Below are 16,272 nucleotides of genomic sequence, written 5' to 3' on the forward strand. Positions count from 1 at the left end.
AGAGGGGAAAGCAATAATGGCAAATGATCAATTGGTGAAGCCGATTGGCGGTCCTCCAAGCGAGGTTGAGCATATCAAGAGCAGAAGCAATTACTTGCGCGGCGATCTTGTCGAAATGCTTGCGCAGCCTTTAACCGGCGGCTTGCCTGAGGACGAGAACCGTTTGATGAAATTTCACGGCAGCTACATGCAGGACGACCGTGATTTGCGCAATGAGCGCGAAAAGCAGAAGTTGGAGCCCGCTTACCAGTTCATGCTCCGGGTCGTTGCTCCCGGCGGAGTGGCAACGCCCGAGCAGTGGCTCGTGCTTGACGAGCTGGCTCAAAAATACGGGAACAATACGCTGCGTGTAACGACACGCCAAGCGTTTCAGATGCACGGCATTTTGAAATGGAATTTGAAGAAGACGATTAAGGGAATTAACGACACACTGCTGACTACTCTTGCTGCATGCGGAGACGTCAACCGCAACGTCATGAGCAACCCGAACCCGTACCAATCCGAATTCCATGCCGAAGTGTACGAATATGCCCGCAAACTTACCGATCACCTGGCTCCGCGCACGCCGGCATACCACGAAATTTGGCTGGACGGCGAGAAGGTCGAGAGCAGCGAGGTCGTCGGCGAGGTCGAGCCGATTTACGGACCGGTATACCTGCCGCGCAAATTCAAAATCGGCTTGGCCGTTCCTCCAAGCAACGATGTGGATGTGTTCTCGCAGGATTTGGGTTATATCGCGATTATCGAGAACGGCAAGCTTGCCGGCTTTAACGTCGCGGTAGGCGGCGGCATGGGAATGACGCACGGCGATACCGCTACGTATCCGCAGCTGGCCAAAGTGATCGGCTTCTGCAGGCCGGAACAAATTATCGACGTTGCGGAGAAGACGGTTACGATCCAGCGCGATTACGGCAACCGCTCCGTGCGCAAAAACGCCCGCTTCAAATACACGATCGACCGTCACGGCTTGGACTGGTTTGTGAAAGAGCTTCATGACCGCATGGGCTGGCAGCTTGAAGAAGCGCGTCCGTTCCATTTCGAGCACAGCGGCGACCGTTACGGCTGGGTGAAGGGCACAAACGGCAAATGGAATTTAACGCTTTACGTCCAAAGCGGACGTATCCATGACGAGGGCGAGCATCAGCTGATGACGGGCTTGCGTGAAATCGCGAAAATCCATACGGGAGATTTCCGTCTTACCGCAAATCAAAATGTCATCATTGCGAACGTATCCGCCCAGAAAAAACGCAAAATCAACGAGCTGGCCGAGAAATACGGCCTGACCGACGGAGCGCATCTGTCCGCGCTTCGCAGAAGCTCGCTTTCCTGCGTCGCCCTGCCGACTTGCGGGCTGGCGATGGCTGAAGCCGAGCGTTACTTGCCTTCGCTCGTCGATACGCTTGATCTGATCGTCGATGAAGCGGGCCTGCGCGACAAGGAAATTAATATCCGGATGACCGGCTGCCCGAACGGATGCGCACGGCCGGCACTCGGCGAAATTTCGTTTATCGGCAAAGCGCCCGGCAAATATAACATGTATATGGGCGCCGGTTTTTCCGGTGAAAGGCTGAGCAAGATGTATCGTGAGAACATCGACGAGAAGGAAATCGTTGATACGCTGAAGCCGATTATCCAGCGTTATGCAAAAGAACGGAACGAAGGCGAGCATTTCGGCGATTTCGTCATCCGAGCAGGGTACGTTAAGGCTGTTCACGACGGTACGGAATTCCACAGCTGATTCGATTGATTTGAATACCGAATGCGAGATTCCCGCTCGCGCTGCTTGAAGGCGCGGGCGGGAATCTTTTTTATTCGTAAATAGACAAATCCGGGCTGGGCCGTCATATGCTTTATAGATGTGAAAGCTGATGCTGTAAGTCGGAAGGATTGCAAGACACCAGAGTAAGGATGAGGTGATTATGATGTCAACCAGCGTAGCGTATTTTTCTGCGGAGTTTGGGATTGATGGATCTTTACCGATTTACTCGGGCGGGCTTGGCATTCTGGCCGGAGATCATATTAAAGCTGCAAACGAGCTCGGTCTTCCGTTAGTGGGGGTCGGCTTGTTTTATCAAAAAGGATATTTCAAACAACGGATTCGCGAGGACGGGGTACAAGAGCACCTTTACCCGGAGCTCGATCCGGGCAAGCTGCCGCTCGAAAGAGTGGCCGATGCCTCCGGAAATCCGCTGATCATACAAGTACCGGTCGCTTCCCGCAGCGTTTATCTCAAGGCTTGGTGCTTGCGCGTCGGGCAGGTTCCTATATATTTGCTGCATTCGAATACGGAACAAAACGATGAGCATGACCGCAGATTGACCGACAATCTGTATCCTGGCGATCCGAACGTCCGGATCATACAGGAAATCATATTGGGCATCGGCGGTGTGAGATTGCTGCATGCGCTCGGCATCCGGCCGGACGTGTGGCATTTGAACGAAGGGCATTCGGCGTTTCTGACGCTTGAGCGGATTCGCGAGTATTCGGCCTCGGGAGTCAGCTTTGAGACGGCCAAGGAAGCGGTAAAGGCAAGCACCGTTTTCACTACACACACACCTGTGCCCGCCGGACACGATAAATTCAGCATCTCCATGATCGACCATTATTTCGGCGATTATTACTGGCAGCTTGGCGCAGACCGGGATACGGTTATCGAGCTGGGCAGACAAGGGGAAGAGTTCAACATGACGCGCCTGGCCATGAATACCTCCTCCCGGGTGAACGGCGTAAGCAAGCTTCACGAAAAAGTGACAAAAGCGCTGTTCCACAGGTGGACGCCTCATATTCCCGAGCAGGATATTCCGGTGGAATCGGTCACGAACGGCGTTCATATCGGTACGTGGATATCCCCGGACCTGAAAGCGATGCTGAGCGATTATTTGCAGCCGGATTGGGAAAGACAGGCATCCGATCCGGCGGTATGGACGCCGGTCCGGGAGATTCCTGCTGGGCGGCTCTGGAGAGAGCATCAAAAGATTAAAGGGGAAATGATCCGCAGATTGGGCTTTACGGACATGCGCTATCCTCAGGAATCGCTTTTGATCGGGTTTGCGAGGCGGTTTGCCACTTATAAACGGGCTTTGCTGATTTTTCAGGATCTGGACCGCCTGGACCGGATCGTGAACGATCCCGAGCGGCCGGTCTGTTTCGTCTTTGCCGGCAAAGCGCATCCCGCCGACTTCCCCGGCCAGCAGCTGATCCGCAGAATCGTTGAATTATCCAACACGGAGCGGTTTAAAGGCCGTATCCGGGTCATGGAAAACTATGATATGGACAGCGCAAAATGGCTTGTCCAAGGCGTCGACGTTTGGCTGAACACGCCGGTTAAGCCGATGGAGGCAAGCGGAACGAGCGGGCAAAAAGCGGCCATGAACGGAGTGCTCAACCTGAGCGTCCTGGACGGATGGTGGAATGAAGGCTATAACGGCCGCAACGGCTGGGCGATCGAAGGGGAAATGGCAGGCAGCTCCGAGCACCAGGCCTCAGTGGACAGCGGCAAGCTTTACCGTCTGCTCGAGGAGGAAATCGTTCCGCTGTATTATCACCGTGACGAACAAGGGCTCCCGTCAGGCTGGGTGAACCGGATGAAAGAGTCCATTTGCACGCTGGCTCCGCGCTTTAATACGGGAAGAATGGTCAGCGACTACTGGAGCAAAATCTACGTTCCGACGATCGAGCGCGGCAGAAGGTTCGCCGCCAACAATTTCGAAATTGCCGGACGGGTAAGCGCGTACAAAGCTTTTATCCGCGAGCAGTGGAAGCATGTGCGTGTAAATAAGCCGAATGCTTATTCCACACAGGGTACGCGTATCGGCTTTACGGAAACGTTTTTTCAAGTGCTGGTCGATCTAGGGCCGATCTGGGAGAAGGATGTCAGGGTCGAGGTTGTCGGCTCTGACGGTAACGGGGGAATATGGAAGGTTAGGCTGAAAGCAGCCGAGAAGCTGGATAACGGCTTATACAGGTTTGAAGGCTCCTGCTGCGATAAGCATGACGCCTTCCTGCATTCGAACGCCAATATCCGGGTCGTGCCGATCAGCAGCGAATTCACGAACGATTTCGAAATGGAACTTTCTGCATGGGGAGAATAGGATAGCGCGAAGGGACGTCATCCTGCCGTTCCTTTTCCTGATCGCCGCTGCCTGAAGATTGAAACTCGGAAAGCCCGCTTAGCGGGCTTTCCGAAATCGAATATTGCACAATGCATGATGACTGGAGCACAGGTTGATCTGCTGCTGCGATTAGTAGCCGCAGCCTACGCCGCCGAAGAAGCCGCAGCTGCACGCGATGATCACCAACAGAATGAACAGGACCAAAATAGCACCAGTGTTATTGAACGCGCCACCGACAATTCCGGACATGATTCAATGCACCTCCTAGGGTCTTAGTACTCTGTATGTTATGCTCCGTTTCGCCCTGATGCTTGGGTGTTTGTACGGGAATGACATTGGCCTAAACGATAAAAATTAAATTTATTAATGATTAAAATATATGAATTATGTTATTATACAACTAAAGATTAGTTCAAAAGAACTATAAATACATAAGGAGAGGACAACAATTCATTACAGATGATCAATCAATTGTTCATACATCTCATTATCATATTGTTTCCAATCTTTATTCAACAGTTCTTTTTCTCCAGGAAGAAATCGGATTCGTTTCGCTACCAGGCGATTAGCGGCATTATGTTTGGAACGGCCGCCGCAATTTGCATGGCTCTGCCTGTCAACGTCATCGGGAGCTTTCAATTGGACCTGAGAAACATTCCGCTGATTATCGCAATCGTTTACAGCGGCGGCAAGCCGTTGCCGGGCATCATAGCAGCGGCGCTGGCCGTTGCTTTCCGGATCCATCTCGGCGGAGACGCCTTAATGGAAGGGCTGCTCGGGGTTTTGCTCTGTAATGTCCCTAGCTTCCTGTTCGTCAAGGCTTTCCCCAAATACTCGTCGTTTAAAAGAATCGCCGTTAGCATCGGACTGTGTGCCGCCTCGCTTGCGGTTGCGTTCGGTCTGTTGTATTTGTACCTGAGCATTCACCAGCTGTCGCTGGATGACCGGCCGTATGACGCATATGTGTTTACAATGACCGGTCTTGTTTCTTTAATCGGAATGGCTATTTCCTCGCTGCTGAAGGAGCATATGATCGAGAGCGCGATGCTGAAGGAGGAGCTGGAGCGCAGCGAGAAGCTGAAAATCGTCAGCCAGATCGCCGCGTCGGTGGCCCATGAGGTACGCAACCCTCTCACTGTCGTCAAAGGATTTCTTCAGCTGCTGAAAGAGACCGTCGACGACAAAAAACGGGAATATTTGAACATTGCACTGTCCGAGCTCGACAGAGCCGAATTTATTATTACGGATTATTTGAATTTGGCAAAGCCGCAGGCGGACCAGCTTGAACGGATTGACGTATCCGCTTTTTTGCAGGGGTCCCTTGAGATTATGAATTCATACAGCTTGATCCAGAATGTGCAGATTCAATTAAATTGCAATCAGACCGATCTTTTTGTGTTGGCGGACAAGCCGAAGCTTACACAGGTGATGTTGAACTTGATCAAAAACGGCGTAGAAGCGATTCCGGAGACAGGCGAGGTTACGGTGAATGCATTTTACCGGAATGATTATATATACATAGAAATTATCGATACCGGCATTGGGATGACGAAGGACGAGCTTGAGCAGATCGGGACCGCATTTTACACGACAAAGAGCACGGGGACAGGCCTCGGACTGCTCGTTACCAACCGGATTATCGAAGCGATGAGCGGTAAGCTGACTTTCGAGAGCGAGTCCGGCAAAGGCACAAAGGTTAAAATCCGTCTGCCGGCTTATCAGCCGGGAAAATAACAAAGCCTCCCCAAATAGCCGCAAGTGGCATTGGGGAGGCTTCATTCATCATTTCATCCGAAGCATCATCGTCCATAAGTCCGCGCTCTCGTAGCCTAATCGCCATGCGGCTACCCCGGCAAGATCGTACTTTTTGGCGATTTGGATGCGGGCCTTGACGGTTGCTTCCGTTTCCGCCCACAGCAGGTAGGTAAAGCCGTCCTTCACATACGTATATTTCATTTGGCCCGATACGGGATCGAGAACGCCTTTGGCATTCGTCTCGGCCACCAGCTTGGGCACCTCTTTCATATAGATGGCACGATTGCCAACAAGCTTGCCCGTACCGTCCAGCTTCCATTCCCTGACGTAAAACGGAATGCCCAGCATCAGTTTGCTGCGGGGGATGCCGTAGTCGAGAAATTGCCTGACGCCTTCCTCCGCCCATGCAAGACCTGATACGGAGCCCGGCGTACCGCTGCCGCTCCAGTGCTCGTCGTAGGCCATAATGACGATGGTATCGGCGATTGACGCAAGCGAGGCATGGTCATAAGCGGTTAGATGATTCCAGCTTGCACTGCCGCGCGGCAGATCGATAGACAGCTTCAAGCCTTTGGCATGGACCGCCTTGGCAAGCGACGCAACAAACGCGGTGAAAGCCGCCCTGTCCGCCCCGGCTACCTCCTCAAAATCTACATTGACACCTGCCGCTCCAAGCTCTTTCAACCGGTCGGCGAGCTTAACGATGAACTGCTTCTGCGCCTCCGCATTTTTCAGAAACGCCGTCGTCAGTTTCCGGTCGAACTGATTATGCACGAGCGGCATCACTTGAATGCCTTGCTCCTTGAAGGCGGCGACGACTGCCGGGTCCGACGTATCCTTTATCGTTCCGTCAGCCGCAGACAATTCAAACCAGGTCGGCGAATCGATCGTCAGCCCTTGTGTACCCGCAACGTGGCCGACGACGGTTTCGCTGGAAGCGCTGCCGTTCCAGCCCAAATAGACTAGCGACTTGGCATTGCTCCAAATCGTGCGTCCGTCGGCATGCCGAACGGAGCTGTTCGCATAATATTTGGCGTAATTGATTGCGGCTCCGCGGGTATGGAACGATTTCAGCTTTTTATCGCGCTGATAGACCGACAGATAAGGAATAGAAGTCCAAAGCGTAACGTCTCCGGCCGCAACCTCCGAATTCGCGTATTTTTTGGCGTATTGCACGGCGGCATCGAGTCCGATGAAGGCGCCAATGTATTTATTGTTCTGCTTGACGGTATACTTCGGAACATTGGAATGGACCGTTGCTCCCGTCGCCGTGTTTCGTACTTCGCTTCCGCTGATCTTCGCCGCCGCGGCGATGGCGTCCTGAAGGAATGCATACAGCTTAGCGTCTTGAACAGGCTGGCCATCGACGATAATCTGATAAACGGGCTTTGCTGCACGCTGCGCTTTTTTTTGCGATGCCGTCAAATTGTCCCACACCCAGCTGTTCAAGGATAAATCGATGACATGGGCATTATTCCATTTTTTCGCTTCCTGCTTGGCCGCATCCAATGTGAGGAAGGACCAGCCGGCCAAGGTCCGGTCTCCCTGGTACAGCCTGAATTTCGCATAGGACTGATAAACCCAGCCTATACTTTCAAGATCTCGAATATGTACGTTTTGCAGTCCTTTGGCCGCGGACAAGGCTTGTGCGTAAGTTCTGAACTCCCATTTGGCGCTGGAGATGCCGTTCAGATAAAGCTTGTAGCGGGGGAAATTGTCCCATACCCAGCTTCGTCCGGATATCGTTTCCACGTGGCTGTATGCGTAGTATCTTGCGTAAGAGACAGCCTGCGCTTCCGTTTGAAATTCCTTCAGAGCCTTGTCGTTCTGGTATACCCTGTACATGGTCATCTTGCCCGCAGCCGCGCCCGCAGCAGGTGTGATGCCTGCCAGCATCGATTGGAAGAACAAGAGCAGCGCAATGGCCGCGGTTATTTTTGTTCTCATCCTTTTTCTACCACACTCCTCTCGCAGTCTATTAATAGACGCAAAAAGAGAGCGGCGGTTGCTGTCCATTAGAAATTTTTCAGATTACCGTCCATCTTATAAAAAAAGCATCCACCGGCCGGGTTATCCAGAGGATAACGTACGGCTGGTGGATGCCTCGCATCCGGGCTATTCTTCAATGTCCGCCCAAAATTGTTCGTCGGCATCAAGCTTGATGCCGGAGCGGAAAACCCGCCTGTTGTATTGCTGATACATGTACTGCTCTATCGCTTCCAAAATGTTGGCTTCGATAATATACTGACTCCGTCCGTTTACCCAGACCTCTGCGGTGAAGCCGTATTCTTCCTCCCAGGAAAGCTGCACTTCCACGTCCGTCGGCTTGACGCCGCGGCGCTGCGCCATGTGCATGCAGATGGCGTTAATGATTTCGTCCGAATAGATCCGCACGATTAGTAGGGTCTCCTCCGATCCGGCGTGCCCCGCTTATTGCGAAAATAAACGAAGGCGGCGCGAATGAGCATGATAACCGCAAAAATCGCCAGCAGGTTTATCATCAATCCGAGAATGCTGCCCAGAGCGCCCATGCCTGCGAATAAGCCGCCGAACATAAGGCCGGCCAAGCCGCCCAGCATCAAGCCTTTCATTAAGCTGCCGCCGCCGAACAATCCCGGCTTTGTCGTACCGGCCGTTGTTCCCGGCGTTGTGCCTGTCCTGGCGCCTGTGTTGGTCTCGCTCGTGTTTTCGTTCTTTTTCGGGGTTTGCGTATAGCTCTGTTTAGGTGATTTCAGACCGCCCCGGGGTTTTGCGTCGGCATATTGGCCAAATCCCAGCGTGAAAAACAATGCTGCGGCCAGTAAAACCATAAATCCTTTTTTCATCTGATCGTTCTCCTTCTTGGTGTCGTAGTTGCTGCATTGCCAACTGGTGTCATTACGGCTAAGATAGACGAAGGTTTCATCTATTATACTATTGTCGGTTTCGGTTTATGAAAATATAAGCGGTCAGGAGGCTCAAAATGAAGACATTCCCGCATGCCTACGTTTGTTTTCTGGTTGAATTTCATGCGTCGAGGGATTATTTCGAATGCCACGAGCTCCTGGAGGAATATTGGAAGGAGCATCCCGGCGATCCGCTGTCCGAAACATGGGTAGGCCTGATCCAGCTGGCGGTCGGCTTGTATCATGAGCGGCGCGGCAACCGGCGAGGCGCTTTAAAGATGCTTATGAAGGCGGAAGCGAAGCTGTCTGCCGCGCCAATCGATACGATCGGTTTGGATAAGCAAAGGCTGCTGGAGCAGCTGGCCCGGCGGACGTCGCAGCTGAGCCGGGACGAATCTTTGGACGGAGGCTTCTACACGGATCTTGATTTGTTGATTACCAGCACGGAGTTACGGAGCGAATGCGAAGCCGAGTGCGTAAAACGCGGCTTGGATTGGGGGAAGCCGAGCAGGCTGGAGGATGCCGGAGTGATTCACCGGCATAAGCTGCGGGACCGCTCGGAAGTCGTAGCGGCCAGGCAGTCTGCACTGGCGGACAAAAAAAAGGAGCGCGGCGGCAAAGCATAAGAGCCGCGTCGCTCCTTCTTTCATAGCAGCGGATTGCGATTCGGCTAGCCGATCAGACGCAAATGAGTCGTATAAATTTGACTGTCGCTCTTAAGGCTGAAGCTTCCCTGAACCGGGTCGTAATCGATCTTCATTTTCGGCTCGTAATAGACCTCGTGCCGGGGCTCGTAGTAGAACGGGAACGGGTCGCCCTGGGCGAGCTTGTCGTCGACCGACGGCTCTCCGATCAGGGACAGTGCCGGCACTCCGCTCACGACGCATCCGCAGCCCTCGGTGTCGTGGAGCAGCTTCAAATGCCGGGTTCCGTCGCTCAGATAGGGCTTTAGCCGCAGGGCAGCCGATTCGGTAAAGGTAAGATGCATAGGTCAATCCTCTCTTTCTTGCGCAGCGTAAATGATGACGTCAGGTTTAAGTTGATTATACGGAGCGAAATAAGTAAGATCAAGTTAAGTTCCAATGTATGGAATGCAATTTCATTCGAAAGGGAAGGGCGGAATACCGATGGCGGCAAAACAGGCGGAAGCGCTGCAAAGCTTTAAGGAAACGATTAAAAAAATCAAGAGCTACGAGGAAGCGCTGGGCGTCCTCTATTGGGATTTGCGCACGGGCGCGCCCCGCAAAGGGATGGATGCCAGATCCGAGGCGATCGGCGCCTTGTCGGGGGATATGTTCAAGCTGTCGACCTCGCCGGAGCTCGGGGAATGGCTGGCCGTGCTGGAGGAAGGCGGGACAAATGCCGGCTTGACGGAAATTGAACGGCGGCTGGTGGCGGAAACCCGCAAGGATTACGACCGAAGCGTCAAAATTCCGCCTCAGCTTTATCAGGAATACGTCGTGCTGGCCTCACAGTCGGAATCGAAGTGGGAGGAAGCGAAGGAAAATAACGATTATGCCGGCTTCCAGCCCTATCTGGAAAAGGTGATTCAATACACCAACCAGTTCATCGATTTATGGGGCGCGAAGGAAACCCGGTACGATACGCTGCTCGACCAGTACGAGCCCGGCATGACCGTCGGCGAGCTGGACCGGGTGTTCGGCGGCTTGCGTTCTCAGCTCGTGCCGCTTGCCGCAGCGATCGCAGCTTCGCCGCATCAGCCGGACACGACGTTCCTGCGTCAGAAATACGATAAAGCGTCGCAAAAGGATTTCAGTCTTTACATATTGAAGCAAATGGGTTATGACTTCGAAGCGGGCCGATTGGACGAAAGCGTCCATCCGTTCGCAACGGGTCTCAGTCCTGGCGATGTCCGGATTACGACTCGTTATCTGGAGGACGATGTGACGAGCGCCCTGTTCGGCACGATTCACGAAGGCGGGCACGCTCTTTATGAACAGAACATTATGAAAGAGCTGATCGGCACGACGCTGTGCACGGGGACGTCAATGGGCATCCATGAGTCGCAGTCCCGCTTCTGGGAAAATGTGATCGGCCGCAGCCGCCCGTTCTGGAATCGTTATTTCGCCGAGCTGCAAAGCCGGTTCCCGGGCCAGCTGGACGTTACCGTCGACCAGTTTTACCGGGGGAATAACGTCGTTCAGCCGTCTCTTATCCGGATCGAAGCGGACGAATTGACCTATAACCTGCATATTATTATCCGGTACGAAATGGAGAAGCTGATCTTCAACGAAGGAGCGAAGGCAGCCGATCTGCCTGCGCTATGGAACGACAAGTACAAGGAATACTTGGGCGTTACGGCGGCTTCCGACGCGGAGGGCGTGCTGCAGGATGTCCATTGGTCGGGCGGCGCCTTCGGCTATTTCCCTTCCTATTCGCTCGGCAACATGTATGCCGCCCAGTTCGCCGATACGATGGAACGAGAGCTGCAGGGCTTCTGGCAGCTGGTCGAGGACGGCAATTTGCTGCCGATCAAGCAGTGGCTGACGGAGCGGATTTACAAATACGGCAAGCTGAGATCGCCGTCGGAGCTAATTCAGAACGTGACGGGCAAGCCGCTTGATCCGCAGTACCTCGTTACCTATTTGACTAACAAATATAAGGATATTTACAAGCTGTAAATATTGTAATCAAACCCCGATTTAAACAAGGGAAGCTGCCCGCACGCCATCGGACGTCATGCGGGCAGCTTTTTTTGTATGCATCTTCAAGGCTGAAAATGTAAACATTTACAGGCTTTTCCTTGCATCGCGAAACGGGCAAGTACCTGACAGGAACGCCGGCTGCCGTTCACGCATTCCGCATTCACCGCCCAACTGTCCTGCGCATAGGCTAATGTAATTCAATCAAACGCGAATGTGCTGGAGGGACGAACATGAAAGGACGTAAATGGATGTCGCTGCTGCTGGCGGCGGCGCTCGCTTCTATGGCAGTGCTTGCAGGCTGCGGCAGCGGTGATTCGGGCAAGACGAAGGTCCGGATCGGCGAAGTGACGCGGTCGTTATTTTATGCGCCTGAGTATGTAGCGATCGAAAAAGGTTTTTTTGAGGAAGAAGGGCTGGACGTAGAGCTCACTACAACGCCTGGCGGCGACAAAACGATGACCGCCTTGCTCTCGAACGTGATCGACGTCGCATTGGTCGGCTCCGAAACCTCCATCTATGTATACCAGCAAGGCTCGGACGATCCGATTATCAACTTCGCCCAGCTGACGCAAACCGACGGCACCTTTCTCGTGGCCAGAGAGGCTGTAAGCGGATTCGACTGGAACTCCTTGAAGGGGAGCGTGTTCCTCGGCCAAAGAAAGGGCGGCATGCCGCAAATGGCGGGCGAATTCGCCCTGAAGAAAAAAGGCATCGATCCGCATGCGGACCTGGAGCTGATTCAGAACGTCGATTTCGCGAACATTCCGGCGGCTTTCTCATCGGGAACCGGGGACTATGTGCAGCTGTTTGAACCGACGGCTTCGATATTCGAGAAGGAAGGAAGGGGCCATGTCGTTGCGTCCTTCGGAGCGGAAAGCGGCCATCTGCCTTACACCGTATTTATGGCTAAGCAAAGCTATATCGGTAAAAACGGCAAGACGGTTCAGGCGTTTACGAACGCCGTCCACAAAGCCCAGCTCTGGGTGAACGAGAATTCGGCCGAAGCGATTGCGGATACGGTGCTGCCTTATTTCGAAAATGTGGACCGCGATATTTTGATCAGCTCGATCGACCGCTACAAGCAGCAGGGCTCGTTCGCGTCGGATCCGGTTATCGACGAGGCGGAATGGAACAATTTGCTCGATGTGATGACCTCTGCCGGCGAGCTCGAAAAACGGACCGAGCACAGCGAAATCGTAAATACCGAATTTGCCGAAAAAGCGATCGATGCGGTGAAATGACCGCTAACGGAAGAAATGGGGGCTTAAGCATGAAGGAGCAACCGGTGCTTGAGCTGCAGCAATTGTCGCATGTGTATGTGAACGAGAAGGGGGCGTCGCTTGCGATCGAAGGAATCGTTCTTGCGGTTGCGCGCGGCGAGTTTATCAGCCTGGTCGGTCCGAGCGGCTGCGGGAAAACGACGATATTAAGCCTGCTGGCAGGCCTTTTTCCTCCGACGAAGGGCCAGGTGCTGCTCGGCGGCAGGAAAGTGCAGGCGCCGTCGCCCAAGGTCGGCTACATGCTGCAGCAGGATTATTTGTTTCCATGGCGTACGATACGGGATAACGCAGCCGTCGGACTTGAAATCAGCGGCCGCAAAAACGCTGAAACGTTAAAATTCGTAGACGAATTGCTGGAAGAGGTAGGGCTGCCGGGCGCCGGCGGCCGTTACCCGCATGAGCTGTCGGGCGGCATGCGCCAGCGCGTCGCGCTTGCAAGAACGCTGGCGACGGAACCTGAGGTGCTGCTGCTCGATGAGCCGTTCTCCGCGCTGGATTTGCATATTAAGCTGCAATTGGAAGACCTGGTGGATGAAACGCTGAAGCGGCTCGGCAAAACCGCGGTGCTCGTCACACACGATTTGGCCGAGGCGGCCGCGATGAGCGACAGGGTGATCGTCCTGGGCAGGAATCCGGGACGGATCCGCCGCGAGGTTACCGTACCGGACCCTATCCGGCGCTCCGCGCCGATGGCGGCGAGGAAAAATCCGCGCTTTCAGGAGCTGTTCGAGCTGCTGTGGGCGGAGCTGGACGCGGTTGAGGAAGCGGGAGGTGAGCTGGATGACTGATCACGGCGAAGAGCGCCAAGCCGGTGCCGACAAGCCTGAAACGGCACATCTATCCGGCATACGGGAGGACCGCCTGGACTGGATGAAGGAGCTGCATACCCGGTATATGGAACGGAAACGGAGACTGTCCGGCGCCGTTCTGGCCACGCAATTCATTATCCTGCTGTTGTTTGTCGGGCTGTGGGAGGCGGCGGGAAGAAATAAATGGATCGATCCTCTGCTGTTCAGCTTCCCTTCGAAGATGATGAGGCAGCTATGGAAAACGATGGCCGACGGCTCGATTTGGCCCCATGTCGGCATGACGGTATCCGAGACGGTAGCGGGCTTTGCCCTCGGCACGCTGCTCGGGACGGTCATCGCCGCCGTGCTGTGGTGGTTTCCCTTTTTGTCGCGGGTATTCGATCCTTATCTGGTCGTGCTGAACAGCATGCCGAAGGTTGCGCTCGGGCCGATTTTCATTGTCGGGCTGGGACCCGGTTTTATGTCGATTGTGGCCATCACCTTATCGGTAACCGTCATTATTACAACGATAAATATTTATAACCGGTTCCGGGAAATCGACAGCGGTTATATCAAGGTCGTCAGACTGTTCGGCGCTTCGAGATCGCAGCTGTTCCGGCTTGTTATTTTGCCGGGCTCCTTCCCCGTCATTATTTCCACGCTGAAGGTAAACGTCGGCCTTGCCTGGGTAGGCGTCATCGTAGGTGAATTTCTCGTTGCGAAGCTCGGACTCGGCTATTTGATCATTTACGGCTTTCAGGTATTCAACTTTACGCTCGTTTTATCGAGTCTTGTCGTTATCGCAGCGGTCGCCACCGTCATGTACCAGCTCGTCGCCGCGCTCGAGAAACGGTTGACGGCAGGCTGGCGCGAAAGGTAGGATGTAGAAATAAACTTACCGCTGGCGAGGTCATGAGATGGGGATTCGGATTGTCAAAACGGCGCTGGCTGCCATCGCCGCTATATACACCGCCGTTTATTTCGGCCTGGAGCCGCCGCTCGGGGCAGGCATCCTGGCGATTCTCGGCGTTGAAGTCACGCGCATGAAGGGGCTCAAAAGCGCCTTCGTGCGTTTTGTCGCGTCGGCGCTCGGCCTTTTTTTCGCGTCATTCGTTTTTTCGTTGTTAGGCTTTCATATTTGGGCGGTGGCCATTTTTATTCTGATCACGTTTCCGGTGCTCTCCAGGTTTCAGCTGAAGGACGGCATCGTTACGAGCTCGGTTATCGTCTTTCACCTGTTCGCCCGCGAGGAAGTGACGACCGGGATTATCGCTAACGAAATTATGCTGCTGCTGGCCGGACTCGGCTGGGCGACGGTGATCAACATCATTTATATGCCGAAGGACGAACATAAGCTTGTCCGACACCGGGGAACGATCGAAGAAAGCTTCAGCGTTATTTTCAGGGAGATGGCGTTGACGCTGCGAAGCCCATCCCATGTGTGGAACGGCAGCGAAATTTTGGAAGCGTACAATGCGATTGAAGAAGGCGCCCAGCGCTCGGTGCTGAGCCGCGAGAACCGACTGTGGGGACAGGAGCAGTACTGGACGACCTATTTCGAAATGCGCCGGCAGCAGCTGGAATCGGTGCAGCAAATGCTGGTGGAGCTTGCGCTGGTATATGAAAAATTTCCGCAGGCGGTCATGATCGCCGAGCTGCTCGAGCAGCTGTCGGGCGACGTGAAATCGGACGTATACGAAGGCTCCGTCGAGGAGCGGCTTTACGCGCTGTCGAGGGTGTTTCGGACGATGGAGCTGCCGAAAACCCGCGAGGAATTCGAGGCCCGCGCCGCGCTTCTAATGCTGCTGCACGAGCTTGAGCGCTATTTATCTATCGCGAAACGGCTGAAAAAAAGAAAAGTCATTTCGGCAGCCGGGTAGCCATAGAATATAGAGGGAAAAAATTCGTTTCGGAAAAAGAAACAGTCACCCTAGACGAATGTCCTGCATACACTTTAAATGAATGATTGTATGGAGGAGGTTAAATCAATGACTATTGCAGATAAACAGCTCCAGTACAGAGAAATAATAACGAAAGCTGTCTGCGGAAAAGGTCGTAAGTTTTCCACGGTAACTCATACCGTAACGCCGCCTCATCAGCCTACGAGCATTTTGGGCGCATGGATAATCAACCATCAATATGAAGCGGTTCGTTCGGGCGACGGTATTGAAGTTATCGGTACTTACGATATCAACATCTGGTATTCGTACAGCAAAAACTCGCAAACGGATGTGGCAAAGGAAACGGTGCACTACGTGGAGCACGTTAACCTCTCCTATGTAGATCCGAAGCATCGGCCTTCTACTGTAGAAGTGTCCGCCGATGTCATTCAGGAGCCTAACTGCATCGAAGCGAACATTACTTCGAACGGTTCCGGCGTCGGAATTCGGGTGGAGCGCGAGTTTGCTGTGGAGCTCGTCGCCGAGACGAAGGTTTGCGTTGCGGTGCTTCCAGGCGGTTGCGGCGACCTGGACGGCAAGGACATGGAGTTCAGCCTCGGCGATAACGACTACGAGGATTTGGATCCGGATTTACTGGACGACGAGCTGTAAGCAAGCCGGCAAGCTTGAGCTTTGCTGTCAAAGTATCATATGCCGATACGGCGGCAAAATCGAGGGCGAAAGCCCTCCTTTTTTTTATCACAATAGAATTTTTTTTGTTTTCGGGCTATCGAAAACCGAAATTGTGTGTGGCGATAAATCCTGACTCTGTAACATAAAAATTTCTCTTTTTCTGCGACAATCGGGAATAACGACGTGTGTTTGAGATATTACCTGCAAAGGCGG

The 16,272-nt window shown here is 53.6% G+C and carries 15 protein-coding genes; 10 read left to right on the top strand and 5 right to left on the bottom strand.

The window, feature by feature from the left end; all coding sequences use genetic code 11:
- Window positions 1-16 precede the first annotated feature (16 nt).
- Together cysI and glgP are read left to right on the top strand one after the other, a co-directional pair.
- A complete protein-coding gene (cysI, locus tag KP806_RS26220; RefSeq protein WP_224726701.1) occupies window positions 17-1,738 on the top strand; it encodes an assimilatory sulfite reductase (NADPH) hemoprotein subunit in 1,722 nt (573 codons plus the stop codon).
- Between the two features lie 181 nt (window positions 1,739-1,919).
- Entirely contained in the window at window positions 1,920-4,091 is a 2,172-nt protein-coding gene (gene glgP, locus KP806_RS26225; RefSeq protein WP_224726702.1) for an alpha-glucan family phosphorylase, read from the top strand.
- Between the two features lie 150 nt (window positions 4,092-4,241).
- Here glgP and KP806_RS26230 read toward each other — a convergent pair whose 3' ends face one another.
- The gene (locus KP806_RS26230; protein WP_224726703.1) at window positions 4,242-4,361 is read right to left on the bottom strand and encodes a YjcZ family sporulation protein; all 120 of its coding nucleotides are present in this window, start codon (window positions 4,359-4,361) and stop codon (window positions 4,242-4,244) included.
- Between the two features lie 210 nt (window positions 4,362-4,571).
- Between KP806_RS26230 and KP806_RS26235 the strand changes: the two genes are divergently transcribed.
- Window positions 4,572-5,846 (top strand): ATP-binding protein, encoded by a 1,275-nt coding sequence (locus KP806_RS26235; protein WP_224726704.1) that lies wholly within the window; start codon window positions 4,572-4,574, stop codon window positions 5,844-5,846.
- Window positions 5,847-5,894: 48 nt separating this feature from the next.
- On the opposite strand, the gene KP806_RS26240 is transcribed toward KP806_RS26235, so the two are convergent.
- The 3 genes from KP806_RS26240 to KP806_RS26250 all read right to left on the bottom strand — a co-directional run bounded on the left by KP806_RS26240 (window position 5,895) and on the right by KP806_RS26250 (window position 8,692).
- Entirely contained in the window at window positions 5,895-7,814 is a 1,920-nt protein-coding gene (locus KP806_RS26240) for a glycosyl hydrolase family 18 protein (RefSeq protein WP_224726705.1), read from the bottom strand.
- A gap of 168 nt (window positions 7,815-7,982) precedes the next feature.
- Window positions 7,983-8,261: a YxcD family protein gene (locus tag KP806_RS26245; RefSeq protein WP_224726706.1), complete on the bottom strand. Its 279-nt coding sequence runs from the start codon at window positions 8,259-8,261 to the stop codon at window positions 7,983-7,985.
- Between the two features lie 2 nt (window positions 8,262-8,263).
- Window positions 8,264-8,692, bottom strand: a complete 429-nt coding sequence (locus KP806_RS26250) for a hypothetical protein (protein WP_224726707.1) — start codon at window positions 8,690-8,692, stop codon at window positions 8,264-8,266.
- A 137-nt stretch (window positions 8,693-8,829) separates the two neighbouring features.
- Between KP806_RS26250 and KP806_RS26255 the strand changes: the two genes are divergently transcribed.
- Window positions 8,830-9,378, top strand: coding sequence for a DUF309 domain-containing protein (locus tag KP806_RS26255; protein WP_224726708.1), 549 nt, complete (start codon window positions 8,830-8,832; stop codon window positions 9,376-9,378).
- Window positions 9,379-9,422: 44 nt separating this feature from the next.
- Here the strand turns inward: KP806_RS26255 and KP806_RS26260 are convergent, their stop codons facing one another.
- On the bottom strand, window positions 9,423-9,740 hold the full coding sequence (locus KP806_RS26260; RefSeq protein WP_224726709.1) for an iron-sulfur cluster biosynthesis family protein: 318 nt from the start codon (window positions 9,738-9,740) through the stop codon (window positions 9,423-9,425).
- A gap of 139 nt (window positions 9,741-9,879) precedes the next feature.
- Between KP806_RS26260 and KP806_RS26265 the strand changes: the two genes are divergently transcribed.
- The 6 genes from KP806_RS26265 (at window position 9,880) to KP806_RS26290 (ending at window position 16,038) form a co-directional block, all read left to right on the top strand.
- On the top strand, window positions 9,880-11,394 hold the full coding sequence (locus KP806_RS26265) for a carboxypeptidase M32 (RefSeq protein WP_224726710.1): 1,515 nt from the start codon (window positions 9,880-9,882) through the stop codon (window positions 11,392-11,394).
- Window positions 11,395-11,648: 254 nt separating this feature from the next.
- A complete protein-coding gene (locus KP806_RS26270; RefSeq protein ID WP_224726711.1) occupies window positions 11,649-12,659 on the top strand; it encodes an ABC transporter substrate-binding protein in 1,011 nt (336 codons plus the stop codon).
- Between the two features lie 29 nt (window positions 12,660-12,688).
- Window positions 12,689-13,486: an ABC transporter ATP-binding protein gene (locus KP806_RS26275; protein WP_224726712.1), complete on the top strand. Its 798-nt coding sequence runs from the start codon at window positions 12,689-12,691 to the stop codon at window positions 13,484-13,486.
- 82 nt (window positions 13,487-13,568) lie between these two features.
- Window positions 13,569-14,366: an ABC transporter permease gene (locus KP806_RS26280; RefSeq protein WP_224726731.1), complete on the top strand. Its 798-nt coding sequence runs from the start codon at window positions 13,569-13,571 to the stop codon at window positions 14,364-14,366.
- 37 nt (window positions 14,367-14,403) lie between these two features.
- Window positions 14,404-15,366, top strand: coding sequence for an aromatic acid exporter family protein (locus KP806_RS26285; protein ID WP_224726713.1), 963 nt, complete (start codon window positions 14,404-14,406; stop codon window positions 15,364-15,366).
- Between the two features lie 108 nt (window positions 15,367-15,474).
- Window positions 15,475-16,038, top strand: coding sequence for an outer spore coat protein CotE (locus KP806_RS26290; protein ID WP_224726714.1), 564 nt, complete (start codon window positions 15,475-15,477; stop codon window positions 16,036-16,038).
- Window positions 16,039-16,272 lie beyond the last annotated feature (234 nt).

The organism is Paenibacillus vietnamensis, assembly GCF_020169515.1.
In the GTDB taxonomy this organism is placed as follows: Bacteria; Bacillota; Bacilli; order Paenibacillales; family Paenibacillaceae; genus Pristimantibacillus; species Pristimantibacillus vietnamensis.